The 24,720-nt window shown below is 32.7% G+C and carries 21 protein-coding genes; 7 read left to right on the top strand and 14 right to left on the bottom strand.

The window, feature by feature from the left end; genetic code table 11:
• Positions 1–17: 17 nt before the first annotated feature.
• From ftsY to AAFN75_RS01725, 7 genes are all read right to left on the bottom strand, one after another.
• Positions 18–992, bottom strand: coding sequence for a signal recognition particle-docking protein FtsY (ftsY, locus tag AAFN75_RS01695; RefSeq protein WP_144116495.1), 975 nt, complete (start codon positions 990–992; stop codon positions 18–20).
• Positions 993–1,226: 234 nt separating this feature from the next.
• Positions 1,227–1,379 carry a DUF4295 domain-containing protein gene (locus AAFN75_RS01700; RefSeq protein WP_144116496.1) on the bottom strand — a complete coding sequence of 51 codons (153 nt, stop codon included), beginning with the start codon at positions 1,377–1,379 and terminating at the stop codon, positions 1,227–1,229.
• Positions 1,380–1,391: 12 nt separating this feature from the next.
• Positions 1,392–1,574 (bottom strand): 50S ribosomal protein L33, encoded by a 183-nt coding sequence (gene rpmG, locus AAFN75_RS01705; protein ID WP_144116497.1) that lies wholly within the window; start codon positions 1,572–1,574, stop codon positions 1,392–1,394.
• A gap of 25 nt (positions 1,575–1,599) precedes the next feature.
• Positions 1,600–1,836, bottom strand: a complete 237-nt coding sequence (gene rpmB / locus AAFN75_RS01710) for a 50S ribosomal protein L28 (protein WP_092852938.1) — start codon at positions 1,834–1,836, stop codon at positions 1,600–1,602.
• A gap of 82 nt (positions 1,837–1,918) precedes the next feature.
• Positions 1,919–3,169, bottom strand: a complete 1,251-nt coding sequence (locus AAFN75_RS01715) for a competence/damage-inducible protein A (protein WP_411807958.1) — start codon at positions 3,167–3,169, stop codon at positions 1,919–1,921.
• Complete coding sequence (locus tag AAFN75_RS01720) at positions 3,169–3,510, bottom strand: Hpt domain-containing protein (RefSeq protein ID WP_411807959.1); 342 nt, start codon at positions 3,508–3,510, stop codon at positions 3,169–3,171. Before AAFN75_RS01720 ends, AAFN75_RS01715 begins: the two co-directional genes overlap by 1 nt.
• On the bottom strand, positions 3,511–4,122 hold the full coding sequence (locus tag AAFN75_RS01725) for a fumarylacetoacetate hydrolase family protein (protein WP_411807960.1): 612 nt from the start codon (positions 4,120–4,122) through the stop codon (positions 3,511–3,513). It abuts the gene before it with no gap.
• A 644-nt stretch (positions 4,123–4,766) separates the two neighbouring features.
• On the opposite strand from AAFN75_RS01725, the gene AAFN75_RS01730 reads away from it, so the two are divergent.
• On the top strand, positions 4,767–6,740 hold the full coding sequence (locus AAFN75_RS01730) for a tetratricopeptide repeat protein (RefSeq protein ID WP_411807961.1): 1,974 nt from the start codon (positions 4,767–4,769) through the stop codon (positions 6,738–6,740).
• Between the two features lie 229 nt (positions 6,741–6,969).
• On the opposite strand, the gene AAFN75_RS01735 is transcribed toward AAFN75_RS01730, so the two are convergent.
• Both AAFN75_RS01735 and AAFN75_RS01740 read right to left on the bottom strand, forming a co-directional pair.
• Positions 6,970–8,847, bottom strand: coding sequence for a toll/interleukin-1 receptor domain-containing protein (locus AAFN75_RS01735; RefSeq protein ID WP_411807962.1), 1,878 nt, complete (start codon positions 8,845–8,847; stop codon positions 6,970–6,972).
• A gap of 282 nt (positions 8,848–9,129) precedes the next feature.
• Positions 9,130–9,906: an exonuclease domain-containing protein gene (locus AAFN75_RS01740; RefSeq protein WP_411807963.1), complete on the bottom strand. Its 777-nt coding sequence runs from the start codon at positions 9,904–9,906 to the stop codon at positions 9,130–9,132.
• Between the two features lie 63 nt (positions 9,907–9,969).
• Here AAFN75_RS01740 and AAFN75_RS01745 point away from each other — a divergent pair, with 63 nt between their 5' ends.
• On the top strand, positions 9,970–10,620 hold the full coding sequence (locus AAFN75_RS01745; protein ID WP_411807964.1) for a hypothetical protein: 651 nt from the start codon (positions 9,970–9,972) through the stop codon (positions 10,618–10,620).
• 7 nt (positions 10,621–10,627) lie between these two features.
• Here AAFN75_RS01745 and AAFN75_RS01750 read toward each other — a convergent pair whose 3' ends face one another.
• From AAFN75_RS01750 to recR, 3 genes are all read right to left on the bottom strand, one after another.
• A complete protein-coding gene (locus AAFN75_RS01750; protein WP_411807965.1) occupies positions 10,628–11,980 on the bottom strand; it encodes a dihydrolipoamide acetyltransferase family protein in 1,353 nt (450 codons plus the stop codon).
• 85 nt (positions 11,981–12,065) lie between these two features.
• Positions 12,066–13,166, bottom strand: coding sequence for a glycosyltransferase family 2 protein (locus AAFN75_RS01755; RefSeq protein ID WP_411807966.1), 1,101 nt, complete (start codon positions 13,164–13,166; stop codon positions 12,066–12,068).
• A 12-nt stretch (positions 13,167–13,178) separates the two neighbouring features.
• Positions 13,179–13,796, bottom strand: a complete 618-nt coding sequence (recR, locus tag AAFN75_RS01760) for a recombination mediator RecR (protein WP_411807967.1) — start codon at positions 13,794–13,796, stop codon at positions 13,179–13,181.
• 181 nt (positions 13,797–13,977) lie between these two features.
• On the opposite strand from recR, the gene AAFN75_RS01765 reads away from it, so the two are divergent.
• The gene (locus tag AAFN75_RS01765; protein ID WP_411807968.1) at positions 13,978–15,432 is read left to right on the top strand and encodes a sodium:solute symporter; all 1,455 of its coding nucleotides are present in this window, start codon (positions 13,978–13,980) and stop codon (positions 15,430–15,432) included.
• Here AAFN75_RS01765 and AAFN75_RS01770 read toward each other — a convergent pair.
• Entirely contained in the window at positions 15,409–15,771 is a 363-nt protein-coding gene (locus tag AAFN75_RS01770; RefSeq protein WP_411807969.1) for a CoA-binding protein, read from the bottom strand. The two genes, AAFN75_RS01765 and AAFN75_RS01770, sit on opposite strands and share 24 nt — an antisense overlap.
• A gap of 105 nt (positions 15,772–15,876) precedes the next feature.
• Here AAFN75_RS01770 and AAFN75_RS01775 point away from each other — a divergent pair, with 105 nt between their 5' ends.
• Positions 15,877–18,351 (top strand): TonB-dependent receptor domain-containing protein, encoded by a 2,475-nt coding sequence (locus AAFN75_RS01775; protein WP_411807970.1) that lies wholly within the window; start codon positions 15,877–15,879, stop codon positions 18,349–18,351.
• A 679-nt stretch (positions 18,352–19,030) separates the two neighbouring features.
• Here AAFN75_RS01775 and AAFN75_RS01780 read toward each other — a convergent pair.
• Positions 19,031–20,044: a 3-oxoacyl-ACP synthase III family protein gene (locus tag AAFN75_RS01780; RefSeq protein ID WP_092852912.1), complete on the bottom strand. Its 1,014-nt coding sequence runs from the start codon at positions 20,042–20,044 to the stop codon at positions 19,031–19,033.
• 288 nt (positions 20,045–20,332) lie between these two features.
• On the opposite strand from AAFN75_RS01780, the gene htpG reads away from it, so the two are divergent.
• The 3 genes from htpG (at position 20,333) to manD (ending at position 24,681) form a co-directional block, all read left to right on the top strand.
• The gene (gene htpG, locus AAFN75_RS01785) at positions 20,333–22,243 is read left to right on the top strand and encodes a molecular chaperone HtpG (protein WP_411807971.1); all 1,911 of its coding nucleotides are present in this window, start codon (positions 20,333–20,335) and stop codon (positions 22,241–22,243) included.
• Positions 22,244–22,379: 136 nt separating this feature from the next.
• A complete protein-coding gene (locus AAFN75_RS01790) occupies positions 22,380–23,093 on the top strand; it encodes a FadR/GntR family transcriptional regulator (protein WP_411807972.1) in 714 nt (237 codons plus the stop codon).
• Between the two features lie 370 nt (positions 23,094–23,463).
• Positions 23,464–24,681, top strand: a complete 1,218-nt coding sequence (manD, locus tag AAFN75_RS01795; protein ID WP_411807973.1) for a D-mannonate dehydratase ManD — start codon at positions 23,464–23,466, stop codon at positions 24,679–24,681.
• Positions 24,682–24,720 lie beyond the last annotated feature (39 nt).

Below are 24,720 nucleotides of genomic sequence, written 5' to 3' on the forward strand. Positions count from 1 at the left end.
GCGAGAATAAAAACCTATTATTTGAAAAACGAATCGACAAACTCGAATTTATTAAAAACCTGAAGATCTTCAATACCCTCGCCAACGCCAATATATTTTACAGGTATTTTAAACTGGTCTGATATACCAATTACAACACCACCTTTGGCAGTACCATCTAATTTTGTAACTGCTAAAGCTGTTACCTCGGTTGCCGCTGTAAACTGTTTTGCTTGCTCGAATGCATTTTGACCGGTAGAACCATCTAAAACTAATAAAACATCGTGTGGCGCATCGCCAACCACTTTTTGCATTACACGCTTAACTTTAGTAAGCTCGTTCATTAGGTTTATTTTATTATGTAAACGACCAGCTGTATCTATTATAATAACATCTGCCTCCTGGTTTACACCAGACTCTAAAGCATCGAACGCTACAGAAGCAGGATCGCTGCCCATATCTTGACGTACCATTGGTACATCTACTCTATCTGCCCAAACCTGAAGTTGATCTATGGCTGCTGCTCTAAACGTATCGGCTGCACCTAAAACTACTTTTAAACCCTGCTTTTTAAATTGATATGCTAGTTTTCCAATAGTTGTTGTTTTTCCAACACCATTTACGCCTACTACCATTAACACATAAGGTGTTTTGGTTCCGTTGGCTTGTTTTGGTAAAGTAGGAATTGTGTATTCGGTTTCTTCGCCAGAATTTGTCTCGCTTAATAATGCCGCAATTTCTTCGCGTAGTATTTTATTTAGTTCGTCGGTACCTAAATATTTATCTTTAGAGACACGAGCTTCAATACGTTCTATTACTTTTAAAGTTGTATTTACACCTACATCGCTAGATACTAAAACCTCTTCAAGATTATCTAAAACATCATCATCTACTTTAGATTTTCCTGCTACAGCTTTACTTAGCTTACCTAAAAAGCTAGTTTTAGTTTTTTCTAATCCCTTATCTAGGGTTTCTTTTTTTTCTGAAGAAAATATTTTTTTAAAAAAGCTCATTTTTCTTGTTGGTTGGTTAATATTAACTACAAAGTGCGTTAGGGATTGCAGCGACATCCTTTTGCTTTTTCGCAAAAGATACAGCGGAAAGCCCGACCCTTGCGGTAACGCCCTAAAAACTAGAGTCAATTACCTTACCATAAACTTAATACCTGTTATTATGGCATATAAATATAAAATAAAAAAGCCGCTTTCGTATAGAAAGCAGCTTATAATATCTTGAAACAAGGATTATTACTTTTTAGCTAAAAAGTCGTTTACTTGATCTGGATTCATAATAGATTCAACAAACATATAAGCTCCTGTTTTTGGAGACTTAACCATTTTTATTGCTTTTGTTAATCTTTTAGATCCTGTTTGTAATGATGCTACTGATTTCTTTGCCATGATCTATTTTTTTTACTTTATTTCTTTATGAACTGTCATACGTTTAAGGATAGGATTAAATTTTTTAATCTCCATTCTATCTGGCGTATTCTTTTTGTTTTTTGTTGTAATGTATCTTGAAGTTCCTGGTTTTCCAGACTCCTTGTGCTCTGTGCACTCTAAGATTACTTGTATTCTATTGCCTCTCTTTGCCATGTCTTTTTCTTATTAAATACAGCTATTATTTTAAAAATCCTTTAGATTTTGCATCTTTAATTGCTGCAGAAATTCCTATTTTGTTGATAGTTTTTAACGCAGATGTAGAAACCTTTAAAGTTATCCAGCTGTCTTCTTCTGGAATGTAAAAACGTTTCTTAACTAAATTCGCATGAAACTTGCGTTTAGTTTTGTTCATTGCATGAGACACATTGTTTCCAACCATGGCCTTCTTTCCTGTAAGTTCACAAACTCTTGACATTGTATATAACTTTAAATTCTTTGTTGCTTAAAATCGAGGTGCAAATATATAAAATCTTTATAATCTGACAACCATATTTTTATCAATTTTTAAAAATTTCTTTTAGCATCATTTCCAACGCCTTATTTACGGCTTTATTTATGACCTTTATTCTAGAATTCCCGAAGTTAAATCCTTTGGAATAAACGCCTGTTTTACTAGCAATAGCAACGAATACCGTTCCTACCTCTGCATCGGACTCGCCTTTTGTTGGTCCCGCATTTCCGGTTGTTGCAATAGCAAAATCTGATTGAAATAATTGCTGTGCATTTTTTGCCATAGCCTCGGCAACTTGAAAACTTACTACAGAATGCGCATCAATTTCTGCTTTTGGAACCTTTAAAATGTTAATTTTCGATTCGGTTGCATAAGTTACTATACCTCCTTTAAAAAATGCCGATGCTCCAGAATGTGTTGTAAATCGTTCGGCAACTGCTCCGCCTGTGCAACTTTCTGCAATGGCTAAGGTTTTTCCTAACTTAGTTAATTGTTTTGCTATTACAACTTCTACAGATCCATCCTCATCCTCTAAACCAGCGTATTCCTTTTGTATTAAAGGTATAACCTTATCTATTTGCGCTTGAACTTCCTGCTTTAATTGGACTTCGTTAAACCCAGAGGTGGATAAACGCAAACGCATTTTCCCTAGATTGGGTAAGTATGCCAATTTAATGTGTTTGGGTAAAGCATCTTCCCAAGCTTCAATTCTTGCAGCTAACGCACTTTCGCCTAAACCGTAAACTAATAATGTTTTATGTAATATAAAAGGACAATTATATTTAACTTTTAATTTAGGTACAACTTGCTCTTCTATTAAAGCTTCCATTTCGTAAGGCACACCTGGTAAAGAAATAAAAACTTTATCGTTTTTTTCTAGCCACATGCCAGGAGCTGTACCTAACTTATTCATTAACACCTTGGCTTTACTTGGCACAAAGGCTTGATCTTTATTTACTTGAAGCAACTGCGTTCTTACATGTTGTTTCCAAATGTTTTCTATGTTTTCTAAAACGGATTGATCTCTAACCAAGGTATCATTAAAATACTCTGCTATGGTTTTTTTAGTAATATCGTCTTTTGTTGGGCCTAAACCACCTGTACATATTATAATATCTACTCTGTTTTCGGCATCGGCTAAGGCTTGTAATATATGCGCCTTATCATCTTGTATGGAAGTAATTTGAAAAACAGAAACACCTATTTTATTTAGCTGTTTTGCCATAAAAGCAGAATTGGTATCTACAACTTGACCAATTAAAAGTTCATCACCTATAGTGATTATTTCTGCCCTCATTATAGTTTAAAATCAGATTTCATTTCGGCACTAGCTTTATTTACTGCCGTAAGTACAATGTTTAATTGAGCCGTAACATCCTCATCGGTTTTAGTAAACTTGCCCCAATCTTGCACTTCAATTAATTTATCTAATACACCAAGCTCAAACAAATCTATAGTCGGTTTCATTTTATGTGCTGCTTGGTAAGCCTCTTGATAATCTTTTGCTGCCACAGCATTTTTTAAACGATCAGCATCAACAGGAACTTCTTCTAAAAAAGCTTCGGCTAAAGCCGCAATAAAACTTTCGTCGTTATCGGCCAATTCACGTACCCTAAATAATTTATAATGTAGTTCCATTTATTTTACAGTTATTGAAAACATTTCTTGATCTTCTATAAAACCAGTTAACTTATCGTTGGCAAAAACTTTACCAACTCCTGCCGGTGTGCCTGTAAATATAACATCTCCTATCTTTAAAGTGAAATATTTTGACACATATTCTATTAATTCATCAATTTTCCAAAGCATATGGCTTGTATTTCCATTTTGCACAAAATCTTCATTCTTTTTTAAAGAAAATTGAAAATCGTCAATATTAGCTACCTCCTTTTTATCTATCCATTTGCCAATAACCGCAGCGCCATCAAAAGCTTTTGCTTTCTCCCAAGGCAACCCTTTAGACTTTAATGTGCTTTGTAAATCACGGGCAGTAAAATCAATACCCAACCCAATTTCGTTATAATATTTACCAGCAAATTTTTTATCGATATGCTTCCCTACTCTATTAATTTTAACCAAAACCTCAACCTCATAATGCACATCATCAGAGAAATCCGGAATAAAAAACGGTTGCTTTTTTAACAAAATAGCTGTGTCTGGTTTTAAAAACACTACAGGATCTGTTGGTTTCTCGTTTTGCAACTCCTTTATATGTTCGGTGTAATTTCTACCTATGCAAATTAATTTCATGTATTATTAAATTTATTTTGGGCGTTACCCGAAAAGGGTCGGGCTATTCGTTACAAGTCCTCACACCTCCTACCGTCGGGCTGTGGGCTTTCCGCTATTATCCCTAACGCAGGTTAGCATGTTACGGTTCGTTCTCACACAGCAGTATTTTCTTTTTTGCAAATTTATGGTTTTGATTTTTTTTTAGAATAAGGAATTTCTTTTATTTTAAATATTTGCATCCTTGTTGTAAAACGTTATTAATTAAAATAAGTTTATTTACAAAGGCGAACATTCCATTAATATTAAAAAAAACAAAACTACTCTCCTTTTAACAACATCCGTCTCATAAAAAATTTATAACAACAAACCCCTTAATTAAAGGGGTTTGTTATGTGTAGTTTTAGTTAGCAATACTTGTATTAACCTGGTTGAATATCGGCCCCTGGTTTTGGTATTACCCTTGGCTTTGGTTTTTGGGGTGTTTCTTGATTGGTTGAAGCCGAATCTGGCTGCTCTGTTTTTGGTGGTGTTGGCATAATGTAAAATATTAAATTAAACAATAACTAAATATAGCGATTTAATGAATAAGAAATTAATTTGCTTGGAACAAATTTTAAATGGATATTTGATTTTGAGTAACTTAGCAACATCAACCAACTAATATGAAGATAAAATCCTTTTTTAATCAGTGCCAGGAAAAGGAAGTATTTAAAATGTTGTCTATATATATTGTATCTGCATGGATTATTCTGCAGGTACTTTCAATAACTTGGCAACCTTTAGGGCTTCCCGAAAAATCTGTTACCATTTTAATTGTTATTTTACTGCTTTGCTTTCCGCTGTATATCTTTTTTCTATGGAAATTTAAAATTTTACCAATTCTAAAATCTGAAATAGGCGCCGAGCTAAACGAAGAGAAGATAATAAACAAGGCCACTTTTAAAAAAACCTATTTTTCTTTTTTAGCAGGTATTACTTCGCTTTGTGCAATTGCCGTTTTTCTTATTATTAATAAAAATTTTACTCAAGAAAATAATGAACCTCTACCAGAAGTAGTAAGCAGTAACAAAATAGCTGTTTTAAAATTTGGTAACAATACAGGCGATTCTCAATATGATATTGTTAGTAAAATGGCATCAGACTGGATAATCCATGGTATTACCGAAAACCAAGTAGCACAGGTAATTACACAAGATTTAATTGATGAATACAAAACCAGCTTAAAAGGCAAAAGCACTACTCAAGACGAAAGTGTGCTAATTAAAAAATACCTAAAACCGAGTAAAATTATTTCGGGGAATTTTTATCTGCAAAACGGTAAAATGCTTTTTAAAGCAATGATAACCGATGGTATTACTAACAAAACCATTATATCCTTTAAACCTTCAGAATGTACCAAGAATAACCCAATACAGTGTATTGAAGATTTAAATGAATCTGTAATAGGGTATTTTATTACGGAAGATAAAAAAGGATTGCTGCTCCAAAAAACACCGCCAAAGTACGAAGGTTATAAATATCTACTTGAAGCAAAATATAGTAATAACAACCAAGAATATATAAATTTACTCAACAATGCTATTGCTGCAGATTCAGACTATTTTGAACCTAAAGTTTTACGGGTTGGGCATTATTACAACATTAAAGAGTATAAAAAATCTGACTCCTTATTAAAACTAATAAAACCAGACTCTTACACTAACAAACGTCAGCTAAATTTGCTTAACATGTACGAAGCCCTTTTAAAAGGAGACAACCGTACGGTTTACAAAACAATTATAGAGGAATATAAAATAGCGCCATTTGATTTAAAAACAAACAGAACTGCAATGGTTGTTGCATTACAATACGTTAACAGACCAAAAGATGTTTCGGAAATGTTTAAAGCAATTAATATGGACAGCATGAATCTTAAAAATTGTTCAGATTGTGTACAACGTATTTATGTAAATGCATTTGCAGATATTGAATTAGGAAAAAACACAATAGCCATTCAAAGCATTGAAAAAGCACAAAAAGAAGACCAAGCAAAATTATTGAACAAACCATTGGTAATAGCTTATGTTCGAGCTAACAAAACAGAGGCTTTAAATGCATTTTTAAGAAAAATTAAAATTACTTCAACCCCAGCTGAAACACAAGAACTATTCCTGCAAGCCGGAAAAGAATATCTTTTGAAAGATGAAAAAACCAAAGCCCATGAATATTTCGATAAGATAACAAATGCCCCAAAAGAAACACTAGATTCAAAGATACTTGCAAATGCTTTGTTTTACAAGGAAGCCTTTAATAAGACCAAAACAGTTTTAAAAGAACTGCACAAAATAAACCGAAAAGACATTGACGTTTTAACAAAATTGGCGATTTGCAACTTTAAACAAGCCAACCAAAACGAAGCCAATAAAAATATTAGTGCTATTAAAAACCTAAGAGCCAATTACCAATTTGGAGAAGTAGATTATGCTTTGGCACAATATTACGCCGCAATAGATAAAACTCCAGAGCTTTATAATTATTTACTAAAAGCTGCAGCAAACGGCCATTCCTACCATTGGAAATATTTTAAAAACGATCCCCAATTCAAAAAATATAATAAAACAAAAGAATTTGAGGAAGTTATGAATTTCTGGAAATAACCATTTCACCTTTTTAAAAATTGAATTAAAATGGCTAAATTAAAAAACGTTCATGCTTAATAATTGGTCTTGGTAGCTAAGGTTTTCTAGAAACCATTAATGATGAGAAAGCGCTTAGCAGATTATAAATCATAAAGTAACAGGTTGCTATTACAAATTAAATTTTACAATTTTTACCTGCAAATCATATCTTATTAATTTACATTCTATAATTATCCTAGTGATAATATTAATCAGTAATAAAAAACCTTTGTTTATCTGCATCACTTAACGGTGCTACTAGCCCCATAACTTTATCATTAAATCTATTAATAATAAAATCAGGATCTAAAGAAAATATACGCTGTACTCCATCGATGTAGCTAACTTTTACAAATTTACTATCCAAAGAGAAACATATAGTAATTGCAGGAGTATCGATAGTATCTATAGAAAATGCAATAAGTAAATCGTTATGAGCATTAAAAACACCTTGGTAACTAGCAAAGAACGCCTTATCTGGACTAGAAATGTTTGTAAGTCGCATACCTTTACCTTCTGGGAATTCTGCGATTATATCATGCTCTGTAGTTTTTAACGCCTGTGCTTTATAAAATGAATATTCAGCTTCGCTATCAGTAGGTTCCATGAAAAAATTCCCATCTAAGGATAAATTACCATAGTCGTTATCTGAATTTACTATTTCAATATAAGGGAACGGTAGTTTTTTGTAATAATATATGTTTTTTTCTTTGTCTTCACGAATACCATTTTCATATTTACTGTCAAAACTAGCAACCGCAATAAATTTATCATTCATTAAAAAGGATACATAACTAACAGGAAAATCATCGGTTGACTTATACAGCGCTCTATCTTTAAATTTATTTCGATTGGACATGTATTTATACCCATTATTATCTATTAAAGCCGTTATTCCGTTGGCCGCTCCAAGCAAAGTATACTTGCCATCTTTTGATATATCAACATCTTGAACATAGCCTGTATAAAGATTAAAACCTGGCAATATGATATTTGATTTGGTAATAGTGTAACCATAAACACCTAAATTGATAAAGTAAATTTTAGAATGCTCGATGGTAAGGCTAGATAAAACATAAATAGCACTTCGTGTTCGTTCATTAATATATACATCAGATTGATTAGAAACGTAATCATCGTTTTTAATTGTTGTTCCAATGGAATCAGTAATTCTTAACACGTCATTATATAAAGGATTGTTTGTGTTTTCATATTTGTTGCTTTCCTGTTTGTCTACATCCGGCATGTCTAAAGATGGATCTTGGTAAAAACCATAGCCGCTGTAAAATACTTTTATCAGTTGTTCTTTGGCGCCAATGGTGGAAAAGTTTTTCTTTTTAGCAAAATGAAAGGCTTCTTCTGCAAGGCGTAAAGATTTGGCAGGATCTTCATTTAGTTGGGCTTGAGAGTTTGCAATATAAGTTGAAAGTAAAGCTTCGTTCTTTTTATGTACTGCAAAAAAGGAGGCTCCAATAGCAATAATTAAAAGCACACTTAAAATACCTATCGCAGCATTTCTTATTCGCATGGTGCGCTTATGCTGTATTGCGGCTTCACTTTCCATATCGCCTACAGATTTACCATGAAGTGTAGCCGCTAACAGCACCAATCTTGATCTAAATTTTGGATTGTCGAGATGTAATTCTTCCTCCGGATCTAAATCTCTAAAATCTACATAAAAAGGCTCTCCTTTAAATGCTCCCGCTAGACTTTTTGGAAGTGCCGTTGTAACATCCCAATCGAAATCGCTGGTATCTTCATTGTATAAAATATCACCCTCTGTAAGTACAATTATAAACTTTTCAATAGTTTTATGCTCTAGCCAATATTCCACTTCACGTTGGCACCACTTGGATTGCGCATAGCGCTTATTTGCCATACAAATAAAGTAATCCGAACCTTCAAGACCAACTCTAATCTTGTCGCCTAAATCTGAAGCTAACGGAAGATCGTTAGCGTCTCTAAATATCTCTAATGCACGACGTTTAAATGTGGGTTTAGCAAATTCCTCAAGGGCTTTTTCAAGGCTTGTGCCTAACTCTGTATCTTGCGTATGGTTGTAGGAAAGAAAAGCATTGTATTTCATATGACGAGAGATTCTTTAGTTTCCTAGTTTGCTCAAGTTTTCATTATTTAGGCAATAATGATGGCCAGCGTATTTGCCCGCGAGGATTTTCCGAAGGAAATAAAACGCAGCAAACGCGCAATATTCTTTGCATAATTGGATTTATTTAATTGCAGCCAACGGTATAGTATAAAATTAGTTGCGTTTTTGTGTGCGAGGATTTCCCGAAGGAAAATAAGACCTAACAAAAATGAACGTAATCTTGATTAATCACTAATTCACGCATTATATTTATACTATGACCTAACCCAATTTATTATTAAAACTTCTAAGCTTTATAGCTGTTAGCACCTTTTTAGTATACAACGGAAAATCGGCATTTAGCAACCAACCAAAATATCCTGGTTCTTTCTCTAAAACTTCGGTAACTAATTTTCCTTTATGTTTCCCGAACGAAAAACACTCTACACCTTCCTTATTATAGGCAATAAAACCAGCAAAATCGGCAAACTTTTTTCGAGAACTAAACTCTGCTAAAAACTTGGTGTCGTTTTCTAGGTCATCGTATCTATCTAATTGTGCTTTTAAAACTTCGTAAGTTGCCTTGGTATCTGCTTCTGCACTATGTGCATTTTCTAAACTTTCATCGCAATAAAACTTGTAAGCAGCACTTAGCGTACGTTGTTCCATTTTATGAAAAATAGTTTGAACATCGACTGCCAAAGTACTTTTCATGTCGAAATCTATTCCGGCACGTAGCATTTCTTCTGCCAATAACGGAATATCAAAACGATTAGAATTAAAGCCTCCCAAATCGGAATCTTTAATCATATTATAAATATCCTTAGCCAAAACCTTAAACGTTGGCTCGTTTGCTACTCTTTCGTTAGAAACACCATGAATAGCAATAACCTCATCGGGTATTACCATTTCTGGATTTACCAACCAGGTTTTACTTTCTTCTGTACCGTTAGGAAATACTTTTAATATAGAAATTTCTACTATACGATCTTTTGTAATATTTATACCTGTAGTTTCCAAATCGAAAAAACAGATAGGTTTTGTTAGGTTTAATTGCATTACTTTTATGGTATGTTTATTGCAAATATAATTTTTTAAATTTTGTTTAAATTTGCAATACCTATGAAATCGAAATTAAATCCCTTCTTTTTAGTTTTACTAGTTTATTTAACATCTTTTTTAGGCTTTTCTCAAGGTACAAATCCTGAAAATGTTACACTGGTAGAAAAACAAAATGGAAAGCGCTTAGAGCTTTACGCTAAAAACACAGATACTATTCCTTATGTGGTATTCTTGCGTGTTACTACTAATGATTATAGACGAAGCAGTAACCGACCTGTATTAAAACCTGTAGCCGCTAAAAGCGAAGTACATTTGCTAACTCTCATTAAATTAGCTAGTTCTGAGGGGAAATACGAACATCAATTTATTGTAAATGAGGTAAGTACAAATTTGAAATTTAGAAAGGACGACGACGATATGCAAATAAATTTTGATACCGCTTTAAAAACCGCAAACATAACCTTATTTGAATCTGAGGCTTGCGAAATTTGCGAAGAAACTAAACTATTATTTGACAATAATAAGGTAGCCTATAATGTAAAGGATATTAATAACGACCAAGATTTAATTTTAAAGGCACGCAAAAACAATGGGCAATCAATAGAAAACATACAACAAGATGTATTTGTTTTAAAAATTGAAGATGCTATTTATAGAGGGATAAGAACTAAAAAAGAACTTTTAGAGGCTTTAAAGAATCACATTAAGTAATACCATACTATATCTCTCTATTCACATCCCAAGCTTCAAGGTAATCTGTTACAGCTTTAACAAACATGCCTCCTAATGCGCCATTTACCACACGATGATCGTAAGAATGTGACAAGTACATTTTGTAACGAATACCAATAAAATCGCCTTCTGGCGTTTCAATAACAGCAGGGACTTTTCTAATAGCTCCCAGTGCTAAAATACCAACTTGAGGTTGGTTAATTATTGGAGTACCCATAATACTACCAAAAGTACCCACGTTTGTAACGGTGTATGTACCACCTTGAGTATCATCTGGTTTTAATTTACCTATTCTAGCTCTATTTGCTAAATCGTTAACTTGCTTTGTCATACCCACCAAATTAAGCTGATCGGCATTTTTAATAACAGGCACTATTAAATTTCCATCTGGTAAAGCCGCAGCCATACCAAGATTAATGTTCTTCTTTTTAATGATTTTATCGTCTTGAAAAGAAATATTCATCATTGGAAAATCTCGCAAAGCCTTCGCGATAGCTTCCATAAAAATAGGTGTAAAGGTTAAATTTTCACCTTCACGCTTCATAAAAACATCTTTAACTTTCTTTCTCCAATTCCAGACATTAGTAACATCGGCTTCAATAAAACTTTGTACATGTGCCGAGGTCTTTATAGACTCAACCATATGATGCGCAATAAGCTTGCCCATTCTAGACATTTGTATTATTTCTTCCTCGCTACTAGAAATCGCTACTTGTTGTTTTGCTTTAGACTCTTCTGTTTTAGGTTGTTCTATATGTTTAGTATTTAACGCAGATGGTTCTGATTTTGCAGTACTGGTATGTTGACCTGCTCCTTTATTTTTTATGTAATCTAAAATATCATTTTTAGTAACCCGAGCGTCTTTTCCTGTTCCAGCAATACTATCTAATTCCGCTTGCGAAATACCTTCGGCCTTAGCTATATTTTTAACCAACGGCGAATAAAAACGGTCGCTACTTGATACTAGAGCAGGAGCTACAGTTTCTTTAGCTAAACTTAAAGCTTCTTCTAATTCTGCTACAGCTGCTTTTTCATTATCATCTAATACCTCAACGCTTTCTTCTCCATTAAGATTTTCGTTAGCATTAATATCTTCATCTCCAGTTTCTATTATAGCTAATACTTGCCCTACTTGAACAATATCGTCGACATTAAAAAAACGTTCCACTAAAACACCATCAACCTCACTAGGCACTTCACTATCTACTTTATCTGTCGCTATTTCCAATACAGGATCATCCATTTCGATAGTATCACCAACCTCTTTTAACCAAGATGTTATGGTTGCTTCTGCAACACTTTCTCCCATTTTTGGTAACTTAAGCTCAAACTTTGCCATATCAATAACGTAATGCTTGTTTTTAATTTTTATTTTACAAAATTATCAAAAAAAATAACAATTTGCCTTATAATATACAATAAAACTAGTTAAAACTAATAACTTCACCTCTACTCATTTCATCATCGCTCCCTATTATAAAATTAGATTTTTTGGGTAAAATTTTAAAAGTAACCGATTTATCTAATTTATTGGTCTCGATAAAACTAATAATTTCTTTAAAACTTAAAACATTAGCGTCGAAAATAACTTCAGATTCTTTAATAATATTTTTAAGGTCGGGTCTTAAAAGCACATCTTTTGTTAAAACTTGTTCAAGGCTTTCATTCATCTTATCTGAGATAAACACATATTTATAAACCCTTTTAATTTTCTTTATATGCTGCTTTCTAAACAAATAAACAATATAAATACCACCCCAAACAAATAAGTCGAATAACATATTTTTCTTAAAGTGCTTCTTATAAAAAATTTGCATTGCTCCATAAAACCTTCGAGCGTAGTTTTTATCTCTTAAAGTACTTTCGCCCTTAAAATGAAGAATAGTTGTATCGCCATAATAAAAATTTACATAGCCTTTTTTTAAGGCTTTATAAGAGATATCTATATCTTCGCCATACATAAAATAGTCTTCATCGAAGCCTTTAATATCCATATATACAGAATGCTTTAAAAACATAAATGCACCTACTAATATTTCAACTTCCCTAACATCATTTTGGTCTAAATTACTAGCATAATAATCCTCTGAATTACCTAGCATTTTTTTAAAGGATGCCATAACGTAAGGTATTTTTCGCTTACTTTCTGGCAAAAACAGCCCTCTTCCATTAATTAACTTACAGCCAACAATACCAAGATTTTTTTTAGTCTCAGAAAAGGCTAATAACTTCATAAAAGTATCTTCGGCTACAACAGTATCTGGGTTTAGGATACATAAATACTCTCCTTTGGCAACAGAAACACCAATATTATTGCCCTTTGAAAAACCGGTATTTTCTTTATTTTCTATAAGAGTAACATTGGGAAATTTAGATTTAACCATTTCACAACTATTGTCTGTAGAATTATTATCTACCACAATAATTTCGGCATCTATATTTGAAATTGCAGCCTCAACACTTTTAAGACATAATTCCAAAAAGCATTTTACATTATAATTTAATATAACTATTGAGAGTTTCAAATTTAGTTTAGTTTATAGTTTAATTGAAGATTCAAACGGAATGCGATTTACAATACTCCGTCCCAAAGTAACTTCATCGGCATATTCCAACTCATCTCCCACCGAAATCCCTCTCGCTATTGTTGATGTTGTTATACCGAAATCTTTAATTTGTTTAAATATATAAAAATTAGTGGTATCGCCTTCCATTGTGGAACTTAATGCAAAAATAAGTTCGTTAATCTTTTCTTTTTTTACTTTGTTTACTAATGATTCTATATTTAATTGGTGCGGACCAATACCATCCATCGGAGATATTTTACCTCCTAAAACATGATATACACCCCTAAAGGAACTCGTGTTTTCAATGGCCATAACATCTCTTATATCCTCTACAACACAAATAATATCTTTATTACGTTTTGGGTTGGCACATATTTCACAAAGTTCAACATCACTAATATTATGGCAAGATTTACAGAATTTAACTTCACTCCTCATAGTTTGTAGTGCTTCAGACAGGGCTAAAGTTTGATCTTTAGGTTGCCTTAGCATGTGCAAAACCAAACGCAATGCCGTACGCTTACCAATACCTGGTAACTGTGACATTTCGTTAACTGCACGTTCTAAAAGTTTAGAAGAAAATTCCATAGCGGCGAAATTACTATTTAGCCATCAAAATCGCTAATTTTAAACCTCACTTTTAAAATATTATTTGTTATTTACACATTTAAATTACGCTTACTAACAGTAATATAACCGTCATAAAAAACTAAAACCCTTTTTTCGATTTATATTTGTACATTCAAAACTTAAAAAATCATTTATTATTATGACGGCTACTCAAATCATGCTACTTATTGCAGCTTATTTTGTTGTTTTAATCTTAATCTCCTATTTTACTGGTAAAGAAGATAGTAACGAGGCTTTTTTTAAAGCTAACAAATCGGCTCCATGGTATTTAGTTGCTTTTGGTATGATTGGTGCCTCACTTTCTGGGGTTACTTTTATTTCGGTGCCCGGTATGATAGAAGGTCAACAATTTGCTTATATGCAAGGTGTACTTGGTTTTTTTGTTGGCTATCTATTTATTCTATTTGTTCTGCTTCCTATTTATTATAAACTCAATGTTACGTCTATTTACCAATATTTAGAACAACGCTTTGGTGTTATAAGTTATAAAACTGGTGCTTTTTTCTTTTTACTATCGCGTGTTACGGGAGCTTCGTTTAGGCTATTCCTAGTGGCTTTAGCTATGCAGTATATCGTTTTTGAAGATATTGGCGTTCCGTTTTGGGCTACGGTAGTAATCTCAATTCTTTTAATATGGATTTATACAAATAGAGGCGGTATAAAAACGATTGTTTGGACCGACACATTACAAACTCTAGCGATGTTAACATCTGTAAGTGTTGCTATTTTTTTAATTACCGATAAATTAGATTGGACCTATATTGAATTTCTAAATTCGCCTGAGTTTTCTGCTAAAGGAAAAATTTTCTTTTTTGACGACCCAAATGCGACAACGTATTTCTGGAAATATTTTATTGGTGGTATTTTTATAGCAATTGCTATGACTGGTTTAGATCAAGATATGATGCAGAAAAATCTAACTTGTAAAACACCAACTGAAGCCAAGAAAAACATGTTTACAATGGCTACGCTACTTATATTTGTAAACTTTTTCTTTTTATCTCTAGGCGCATTATTATTTATTTATGCTGATAAATTTGGATTGCAAGTACCAGTGGTTGATGGCAGAATAAGAACCGATTTATTATTTCCTGAAATAGCCATGAATCAAAATTTGGGTACAGCTTTAAGCGTTACTTTTATTATTGGGTTAATAGCTGCAGCATACTCTAGTGCCGATAGCGCATTAACATCTTTAACCACATCGTTTTCTGTTGATTTTTTAAACATTGAAAAACTACCTAAAGAAGCCCAAAAACCACTCCGTAAAAAAGTGCATGTTGGTGTTTCTATTTTGCTAATAATTGTCGTTATTATTTTTAATAGTCTTGAAGGAAATGTGGTAAGCAACCTCTTTAAATTTGCCACATTTACTTATGGTCCCTTACTTGGTTTGTTTGCATTTGGTATAATTACCAATTATCAAATTAAAGACAAATATGTATGGCTAGTTGGGTTAGCGTCTATATTAATAACATTTGCCATAACCACTTTACCTGAAAGCGCCATAGGAAACTATAAATTTCATTGGGAAATTTTACCTATAAATGGCTTAATAACTTTTTTAGGTTTAATATTGATTCGTAGAAAGTAATACTAAAGTACAAGCTACTTCAAAAGCTATATTATTTGCTTTTAAAATGCTATATAATTCTATGTTTTCTGTACCAGGATTAAATATAACACGACTAGGTTTTAAAGACACGATATAATCGTAATATTCTTGTTGTCGGGTTGGATTTAAATACAAGGTAACAGAATGCACATCCTTGTATGGCAATAACTCAGTATCTATTTCTACTCCAGCTACTTCTCCTTTACGTAAACCAAAAGCAATCACTTCTATTTGGTTTGAAACCAATCGCTTAATGGCCATATTGGAATACCTTTGCGGTTTTAATGATGCTCCAAACACCAATGTTTTTTTATTCATATATCTTTAAACTGTTAAAAGCCTGTTAATTTTATTTAATTACCGTAACAGAATTTGATTTTTGACGTCTTCTAAGAAACATCAATCAAAAATCAAACCACCATTATGAGACCACTAATTTATTTGTGTGCTATTTTATTTTCCATTTCCATAGCACAAGCCAAAACAACAGATCCCAAAATTGCTAAAACAGGAACCGTATTTGGTACTGTATTAGACGCTACTTTAAAGCAACCCTTACCGTATGTAAACATTATAATTAAAGATACAAAAAATGCTAACATTACAGGAGGAATTACTTTAGATGATGGTACTTTTACTATCAACCAAGTACCAGAAGGCGAAATTATTGTAAGCATACAATACATAGGTTATAAAACAGTGAATAAAACTATTACCATTAGCAAAACCAATTACAATGTTAACTTAGGTACTATTTTACTTGAGGAAGCTGCCGAAGATTTAGATGCTGTTACCGTAATAGCCGAAGTATCGACCATACAACAAAAAGTAGACCGAAAAGTAATTACCGTTGGAAAAGATTTAACTACCGCAGGTACAAGCGCTAGCGATATTATGAATAATATTCCTTCGGTTAGTATCGATCAACAATCTGGTAACATTAGCTTACGTGGCAACGAAAATGTACGCGTTATGGTTGATGGCAAATTAAGCAACGTGCCTATTGCACAGCTTTTAAAACAAATTCCATCTACATCTATTAAAGAAATTGAATTAATTACAAATCCTTCGGCTAAATATAATCCTGAAGGCATGAGTGGTATAATTAATATTAAATTACATAAAAACACAAAAATTGGTTTTAATGGTAACCTTAATGTAGGCATAACACATGAAGTATTTGCAAAATTTAATAGTTCTATAGATATGAATTACAGAAATGGCAAATTTAATTTTTATGGAAACTACGGAAACAACATAGGTAGACACGACAATTTTGGATCGATATTGCGTTTGGATGATAATTCGATGCAAAACTTTAAATTTCAAAATAACGGTAAATCGCATCTATACAAAGTTGGCGTCGATTTTTATGTGAATAATAAAAACACACTTTCATTTTTTACCAACCAAAATATTTATAACGGTAATAATTCTGGAAGTGCCATAATAAGCTACGAATCGCTTACACAAAGTCAATTATTTAATAATACTTCGGGTAATAATTCTGGACAATATAACTTAGCGTACAAGCATGAATTTACAGATGAAAATGAAACCTTAGATATTGAAATTGATTACAACGATTTTGAAAATGACGAACTTGCCAATTTCAATTTCTTTAATTTTGATTTCCCTACTAACTATGTTGATAATGTTGACACACAACGCCAACAAACCACAGTAAACATTGATTATGTAAAACCTGTAAACAACAAAACCAAAATTGAAGCAGGACTTGAAGCCCGTTTGTTTAACACCAATATCGACTACATGTCTACGGGACAAACGTTTTCTAGCGAAGGCGACATTATAGCCACTCCAAGTACCGGTTTTGATTATAACAGAGACATTTACTCGGCATACTTTACCTACGGAAAAACATTAGAAAAATGGAACTATCAAGTTGGCATTAGAGCAGAACAGGTTAACGTAAACGCTGATGCCTTAAAAACGTTTAGCGATGCTAGCACAGAATTTATTCCTTTTGAAAATGATTATTTTCAAATATACCCTTCGGCATTTTTAACGTACAACCCAACCGAAAAAAACTCCTACCAATTAAGTTTTAGTCGTCGTGTAGACCGCCCAGGCTTACAGCAAGTAAACCCAATTAGAGAATGGAGCACACCGCGTTTATCGTCGTTTGGAAATACCGAATTACAACCTCAATTCACAAACTCTCTTGAAACAAATTATACAAGACAATTAGAAAAAGGGAGTATTACTGCAGGTATTTTTTACAGAATTATTGAGGACAACATTAATAGATATGTTTTTATAGATAGAACCAATATAACCTCTGGTAATTCGAATTTATCTTATGACAATTTTGATAACACCACGGCATATGGTTTCGAGTTATCTACAAATTACCGACCAACTAAATGGTGGAGTTTAAATGGTAGTTTTGATTTATACTCGCAAAGGCAACAAGGCTTTATAGAGATTGTAAATACCGACGACATACAAAATGCAACCGTAGATGATATTTTGAAACAAAACAACGAGGTTGAAACTATTATTTGGAATCTAAGAGCCTTTAACAATTTTAAAGTATCTAAAAAATTAAGTTTTTCATTATTTGCAATGTATAGAGGCGAAGAAGAAAGTCTTCAATTTACCAGAGAACCTATGTATATGGTTAATACAGGTATGCGCTATAACTTTTTAGAGGATAACAGAGCTACACTTAGTTTTAATTATAACGATATTTTTAACACTATGAAATTCGAATTTGAAGGCAGCACACCGTTTCCTAATATTGGCGGATTTAATTGGGAAAGCAATACCTGGAATATAGCGCTTTCTTATAGGTTTGGAGGTAACAACTACAGCGCGTTAAAAAGAAAGCAAAGAGAAAACGACACCAAATCTGGTGGTGGCGGCTTTATGTAATATTTACATTTAATAATCTGCATAATAGTTGATGGTTAGTATTTTTGTACGATTATTAAATAAAACCCCCTAAACATTTAGTTTAGGGGTTTTGTTTTTTGGAAGGTGTATTTTCAAAATATTAAAAAATTTGTTAAAATTTGAAAATCAGCACAATAACATACAATATTTTTACGTTAAACGTATAATATGTAATCTAACCAATTAGCGAAAACGTAATTATTTTAGAGTTAGTCGTCTACAAAAACAAATTCGTAGTTTAAGATTCATATAATTAAAGCTCGAAACTTGTTTCGAGTTTTTTTTATCTCATGGCATTAAAATCAAATAATAAATACGCTTTGTAATGTATTTATAAATGCAACGTCTAACCACCATATAATTCTTCATTTAAGTGTTAATTGGAGTTGATTAATAGCTAGAAAAACCCGAAACTATATGTTTCGGGTTTTTTGATTTTATATTAATTTATAAATGTGCTTTAACTAAATTTAAGCCTTTGTTTTAAGCAGATAGTGCGTTAGGGATTGAAACGGCATCCTTTTTTTAAATTAACTAAAACTTAATTAACTGTTATGTTAATTATAAGCAGATTGTTAAAGCGGTTCCTACTTTGCAATAAAATTAAAAAAGATATAGTGTAAAGCCTGACCCTTGAGGTAACGCCCAAATATTTATTTTAAGCCCATTTTATAATGGCGCTTCCCCATGTAAAGCCACTACCAAAGGCTGCTAAAACAACGTTATCGCCTTCTTTAATTTTTCCTTCTTCCCAAGCTTCGGTTAATGCAATAATAATAGATGCGGCGGTTGTATTACCATATTTCATAATATTATTAAACACTTGGTCGTCGCGTAAACCAAATTTCTTTTGGATAAACTGCGCTATACGCAGGTTGGCTTGATGCGGAATTAACATATCGATGTCTTCCTTTTGTAAGTTGTTTTTTGTTAAACCTTCTACAATAACCTCGCTAAAACGCACTACGGCATTTTTAAATACAAACTGGCCATTCATGTGAGGAAAATAACTTTCATCATTAGGGTCATTATCTGCGATAATATCGTTTACCCATCGTTTTCCCATTCCTGGAGCTACTAACACCAATTCTTCGGCATGTTCGCCTTGCGAGTGTAAATGCGTAGATAAAATACCTTTTGTATTATCTTCTTCTCTACTTAAAATGGCAGCTCCTGCCCCATCGCCAAAAATTACGGTAACGCCTCGACCTCTTGTGGTTTTATCCAATCCGTGAGAGTGCAATTCGCTACCAATAACTAATATGTTTTTATACATACCAGTTTTTATAAAATTATCTGCCACAGAAATAGCATACACAAAACCAGAACATTGGTTTCTAACATCTAAGGCGCCAATGGTTTTAATATCTAAAGCATGTTGTACTTGCACTCCTGGTCCAGGGAAATACATATCTGGACTTAAGGTTGCAAAAATTATAAAATCGATATCGTCTTTATCTATTCCTGCGCGCTCTATGGCTTGTTTTGCGGCCTTAACACCCATTGTTGCTGTTGTATCTCCAGAACCTTCCTTTACCCAACGACGTTCTTTTATACCAGTGCGCTCGGTAATCCACTCATCGTTAGTATCCATCATTTTAGATAAATCATGGTTTGTTACTACATTATCTGGCACGTATTTACCTAGCCCTATTATTTTTGAATTGTACATATGTTTTAGTCTTATTTCTATTTCCGCGAAGACGGAAATCTTCTAAATGAATTAACAAAGTACAAAATTAAACGGTAAAATTCCAAATGAAATAAAATTCCCAAAACCGCATAGATTAAGATTTGGCATTTAGGCTTTCTTTATAATTTACTTTTACCAAAGAAAAAAGGTGTGTCAGTTTGTCATATTTAGTCAATTGGCATTTTTGTTGACTATTACATTTACAGTAAATAAAAAATTAAGTTAAACAGATTTCCTCCTTCGAGGGAATGACAAATAAATTATATTATGACAAAAGGAAACATTAATGTATCGGTAGAAAATATCTTCCCACTCATTAAAAAATTCTTGTATAGCGACCACGAAATATTTTTACGCGAGCTAGTTAGTAACGCAACAGATGCTACTTTAAAACTTAAACATTTAACCAATATTGGCGATGCTAAAGTGGAGTATGGCAATCCTGTAATTGAAGTTAAGATTGATAAAGAAGGTAAAAAACTTCATATTATCGATCAAGGTTTAGGTATGACGGCCGATGAAGTTGAAAAATACATTAACCAAGTGGCTTTTTCTGGAGCTGAAGAGTTCTTAGATAAGTACAAAGATTCGGCTAAAGATTCTGGAATTATTGGACATTTTGGTCTTGGTTTCTACTCTGCATTTATGGTAGCCGAAAAGGTTGAAATTATTACTAAATCGTTTAAAGATGAGCCTGCTGCACATTGGACTTGCGATGGATCGCCAGAATTTACATTAGAAGCTTCTGATAAAACAGAGAGAGGTACAGAAATTATACTTCATATTGCCGAAGATTCTACTGAGTTTTTAGAAGAGTCTCGCATCTCTGAGTTATTGTACAAGTACAACAAGTTTATGCCAGTTTCAATTAAATTCGGAACTAAGGAAATTAACGATCCTGAGCATACACCAGAAACGACTACAGATAAAGATGGTAAAGAAACGACTGAGCCACACAGAAAAATAACGGTTGATAATATTATAAACAACCCAAATCCTGCTTGGACAAAACAACCAGCAGATTTAAAGGATGAAGATTATAGCGCATTCTATAGAGAATTGTATCCAATGCAAATGGAAGAACCGTTATTCAACATTCATTTAAATGTTGATTATCCGTTTAACTTAACTGGTATTTTATACTTCCCAAAAATGTCTAACGACATGCAAATTCAGAAGGATAAAATTCAACTGTATCAAAACCAAGTATATGTTACCGATAATGTTGAAGGCATTGTACCTGAGTTTTTAACCATGCTTCGTGGTGTTATTGACTCGCCAGATATTCCATTAAACGTATCGCGTTCTTATTTACAAGCCGATGGTGCTGTAAAAAAGATCTCGTCTTACATTACTAGAAAAGTTGCCGATAAATTAAAATCGTTATTTAACAGTAACCGTGAGGATTTTGAAGCCAAATGGAACGATATTAAAATTGTAATTGAATACGGAATGCTTTCTGAAGATAAATTCTTCGAAAAATCTGAAGCGTTCACCTTATACCCAACGGTAGATGGTAAGTATTACACTTACGATGAGTTATTCAATAAAATTAAAGCAAACCAAACCGATAAGGATGGTAAGTTAGTTATCCTTTATGCATCAAATGCAGATGCGCAACACAGTTACATTGAGTCTGCAAAAGCTAAAGATTACGAAGTGTTATTATTGGATTCTCCAATTGTATCGCATTTAATCCAGAAATTAGAAAGCACTAAAGAAAACATTACGTTTGCTCGTGTAGATGGCGATCATGTAAATAATTTAATTAAGAAAGACGAAACAACAATTTCTAAATTAGATGAAGAGCAAACTAAAACTTTAGATGAGTTATTAAAATCTGTAATTCCTTCTGATAAATTCCAAGTGCAATTAGAAGCTATGGATAGCACAGAAACACCTTTTACTATTACGCAACCAGAATTTATGCGTAGAATGAAAGAAATGCAAGCTACAGGTGGCGGAGGTATGCAAATGTTTGGTAACATGCCAGAAATGTACAACGTTATTGTAAACACAAACTCTAAGTTAGTGAGCGATATTTTGGCTACCGAAGCTAAAGAAGACAAAGATCGTTTAATTACACAAAGTTTAGATTTAGCACGTTTATCTCAAGGTCTATTAAAAGGCGAAGAGTTAACAAACTTTATTAAACGTAGTTACGAAATGATTAAATAAATAGTTTATTTGTCATTCCCTCGAAGAAGGGAATCTCATAAATAGAATCTCAAATAGTTTCGCTTTCGCGGAAATAATAAAAGCCACTTTGTGAAAACAAGGTGGTTTTTTGTAACTTTGAATTAAAGTTGTCTGTATGAAAATTAAACCTGTAAGAATAAAAGACAATACCGAAGTCCTTAATTTAATAGTTTCTAAAATTAGAGATTTTATAAATTTAAGACGCTTAGATGTTGGAGACAAGTTACCTTCTGAACGTGTGTTGTGCGAAACATTAAATGTTAGTAGAAGAAGTGTAAACGATGCCATTGATAAGCTTGAGTACTATGGGTTGGTAAAGTCTGTTCCGCAAACCGGATTATTTATGAATACTGGTCGGGTTGCATTTTCCGGTGTAATTGATGGTATTTTAAATTCTGGTAAAGAAGATTTTATTTCTTTAGCAGAATCTCGATTAATGTTAGAAGAAAAATCAGTTTTTTTTGCTGCTTCTAGAAGAACAGATGAAGACTTAAAAGAGATTAAAGCAGCGTTAACAAGATATAAAGACAAAATTTTAAGTCGTAAAAACGCATTAGAGGAAGATTTGTTGTTTCACTTAGCAATTGCAAAGGCCAGTAAAAATGTAACTATTTATAATATGATGCTGCAAATTATTCCTAAATTAATTTCAGTATTTGTTAAAACAAGAGTGAAGGACGAAGAAGGTTTTAATTATGAAATAAATAAACATGAAGCCATTTTTCAAGCTATTAAAAATAGAGATCCGGAAGAAGCCATAAAGCGAATGGAATTTCATTTTGAACTGCTTATAGAGTATTGTAACGACTTTAAACAACGTACTGTTTAGCTCTTTACGGAATAATTATAATAGAGTCATATTAATTATTTTTGCATTCATCTTATTTTTTTAAAAATCACATATCTCTTTTCTAACAACCAGTTTTATGTGATAAATTATAAATTTTTATACAGGAATTATTCTAAATTAATAATAAAGCACTTATAAATCTAGAATAATTTAAAAACCATAAAAAAAACAAAATCTTGTTTTTTTATGGTTTTTATTTTTATTACCAAAATAATATTTCTATTTTTGGTGCGCCAGTTTGGTGCGCCAGTTTTAAAATGGTTTTAAAAAGCAGTCCATAGACTAATCTTATTCTTTCCTTTTTGTAAAAAATAAAATGATTAGATTTAATAAATGAAATAAGTATTATATGAAAATAAAAGAAATAAAAGTCTTTGTTTGTTGCCCTGGGAGAAATTTCGTTACCGTAAAAATTATAACAGATAAAGGTGTATATGGTTTAGGCGACGCAACATTAAATGGTAGAGAATTGGCTGTAGTTGCTTATTTAGAAGAACATGTTATTCCTTGTTTAATTGGTAGAGATCCTCAGGAAATTGAGGATATATGGCAATATTTATATAAAGGAGCTTATTGGCAAAATGGTGCTGTTAGTATGGCAGCAATTGGAGCTATTGATGTTGCTCTATGGGATATTAAAGGAAAAATAGCAGGTTTACCTGTATATCAATTACTTGGTGGGAGAAGCAGAAAAGCAGTTACAGTGTATGCTCACGTAAATGGAGAAACTATCAAGGATGTATTAAATAACTTAGAGCAGGCTATTAATCAAGGCTATAAGGTAGTAAGATTACAATGTACTATTCCTGGTATAGCAGGAACCTATGGCACATTAGGAGACAAAAAAAATTATTACGAATTACAAGGAAATAGACCTTTACCTCCAGAACATGGTTGGTCCACAACAAAGTATCTAAATTTTATTCCTGAACTATTTAAAAAAGCAAGAGAAAGGTTTGGTTACGATATAGAGTTGTGTCATGATGTTCATAGTAGATTAACACCTATTGAAGCTGTACAACTTGGAAAAATGTTAGAACCTTATCGTTTAAAGTTTTTAGAAGATGCTGTAACCTATGAAAATACAGATGGTTATAAAGTAATTAGAAACCAAACATCCATACCATTAGCCCTTGGCGAAAAGTTTAACACAATATGGGATGCAAAACCCTTAATTGAAAACCAAACTATCGATTTTGTAAGAACTGCGGTAACCCATGGAGGAGGTTTAACGCCTTTAAAAAAATTAGCAGATTTTGCCTCACTATATCATGTACGTATGGCGCCTCACGGAGCTCCAGATCTTTCTCCAATTTGTTTTATGGCACATATGCATTTGGATTTATGGGCACCAAATTTTGGGATTCAGGAATTTGTAGGTTTTGGAACGCCTGAATTAAATGAGATATTTAGCTACAATGCTACATTAAAAGATGGGGATATATATATTGAAGACACTCCAGGTATTGGTGTTGAATTTAACGAAGAGGCTGCTAAAAAATATCCCTATAAAAGATCCTATTTACCCGTTACACGATTGGAAGATGGCACTTTATGGAGTTGGTAAATGAGCCCTATCATTTTATAAAAAACATAAACACATAAT

The sequence above is a fragment of the Algibacter sp. AS12 genome (genome assembly GCF_046736315.1).
Taxonomy (GTDB): Bacteria; Bacteroidota; Bacteroidia; order Flavobacteriales; family Flavobacteriaceae; genus Algibacter_B; species Algibacter_B amylolyticus.

What these genes read in the sequence shown, in the direction of transcription:
- htpG (WP_411807971.1), top strand. Translation starts at nt 20,333, where the DNA reads ATGACAAAAGGAAACATTAATGTATCGGTAGAAAATATCTTCCCACTC.
- rpmG (WP_144116497.1), bottom strand. Translation starts at nt 1,574, where the DNA reads ATGGCAAAGAGAGGCAATAGAATACAAGTAATCTTAGAGTGCACAGAG.
- AAFN75_RS01765 (WP_411807968.1), top strand. Translation starts at nt 13,978, where the DNA reads ATGACGGCTACTCAAATCATGCTACTTATTGCAGCTTATTTTGTTGTT.
- AAFN75_RS01790 (WP_411807972.1), top strand. Translation starts at nt 22,380, where the DNA reads ATGAAAATTAAACCTGTAAGAATAAAAGACAATACCGAAGTCCTTAAT.
- AAFN75_RS01745 (WP_411807964.1), top strand. Translation starts at nt 9,970, where the DNA reads ATGAAATCGAAATTAAATCCCTTCTTTTTAGTTTTACTAGTTTATTTA.
- manD (WP_411807973.1), top strand. Translation starts at nt 23,464, where the DNA reads ATGAAAATAAAAGAAATAAAAGTCTTTGTTTGTTGCCCTGGGAGAAAT.
- ftsY (WP_144116495.1), bottom strand. Translation starts at nt 992, where the DNA reads ATGAGCTTTTTTAAAAAAATATTTTCTTCAGAAAAAAAAGAAACCCTA.
- AAFN75_RS01740 (WP_411807963.1), bottom strand. Translation starts at nt 9,906, where the DNA reads ATGCAATTAAACCTAACAAAACCTATCTGTTTTTTCGATTTGGAAACT.
- AAFN75_RS01735 (WP_411807962.1), bottom strand. Translation starts at nt 8,847, where the DNA reads ATGAAATACAATGCTTTTCTTTCCTACAACCATACGCAAGATACAGAG.
- AAFN75_RS01715 (WP_411807958.1), bottom strand. Translation starts at nt 3,169, where the DNA reads ATGAGGGCAGAAATAATCACTATAGGTGATGAACTTTTAATTGGTCAA.
- AAFN75_RS01770 (WP_411807969.1), bottom strand. Translation starts at nt 15,771, where the DNA reads ATGAATAAAAAAACATTGGTGTTTGGAGCATCATTAAAACCGCAAAGG.
- AAFN75_RS01730 (WP_411807961.1), top strand. Translation starts at nt 4,767, where the DNA reads ATGAAGATAAAATCCTTTTTTAATCAGTGCCAGGAAAAGGAAGTATTT.
- AAFN75_RS01780 (WP_092852912.1), bottom strand. Translation starts at nt 20,044, where the DNA reads ATGTACAATTCAAAAATAATAGGGCTAGGTAAATACGTGCCAGATAAT.
- AAFN75_RS01750 (WP_411807965.1), bottom strand. Translation starts at nt 11,980, where the DNA reads ATGGCAAAGTTTGAGCTTAAGTTACCAAAAATGGGAGAAAGTGTTGCA.
- recR (WP_411807967.1), bottom strand. Translation starts at nt 13,796, where the DNA reads ATGGAATTTTCTTCTAAACTTTTAGAACGTGCAGTTAACGAAATGTCA.
- AAFN75_RS01700 (WP_144116496.1), bottom strand. Translation starts at nt 1,379, where the DNA reads ATGGCAAAGAAATCAGTAGCATCATTACAAACAGGATCTAAAAGATTA.
- AAFN75_RS01775 (WP_411807970.1), top strand. Translation starts at nt 15,877, where the DNA reads ATGAGACCACTAATTTATTTGTGTGCTATTTTATTTTCCATTTCCATA.
- AAFN75_RS01720 (WP_411807959.1), bottom strand. Translation starts at nt 3,510, where the DNA reads ATGGAACTACATTATAAATTATTTAGGGTACGTGAATTGGCCGATAAC.
- rpmB (WP_092852938.1), bottom strand. Translation starts at nt 1,836, where the DNA reads ATGTCAAGAGTTTGTGAACTTACAGGAAAGAAGGCCATGGTTGGAAAC.
- AAFN75_RS01725 (WP_411807960.1), bottom strand. Translation starts at nt 4,122, where the DNA reads ATGAAATTAATTTGCATAGGTAGAAATTACACCGAACATATAAAGGAG.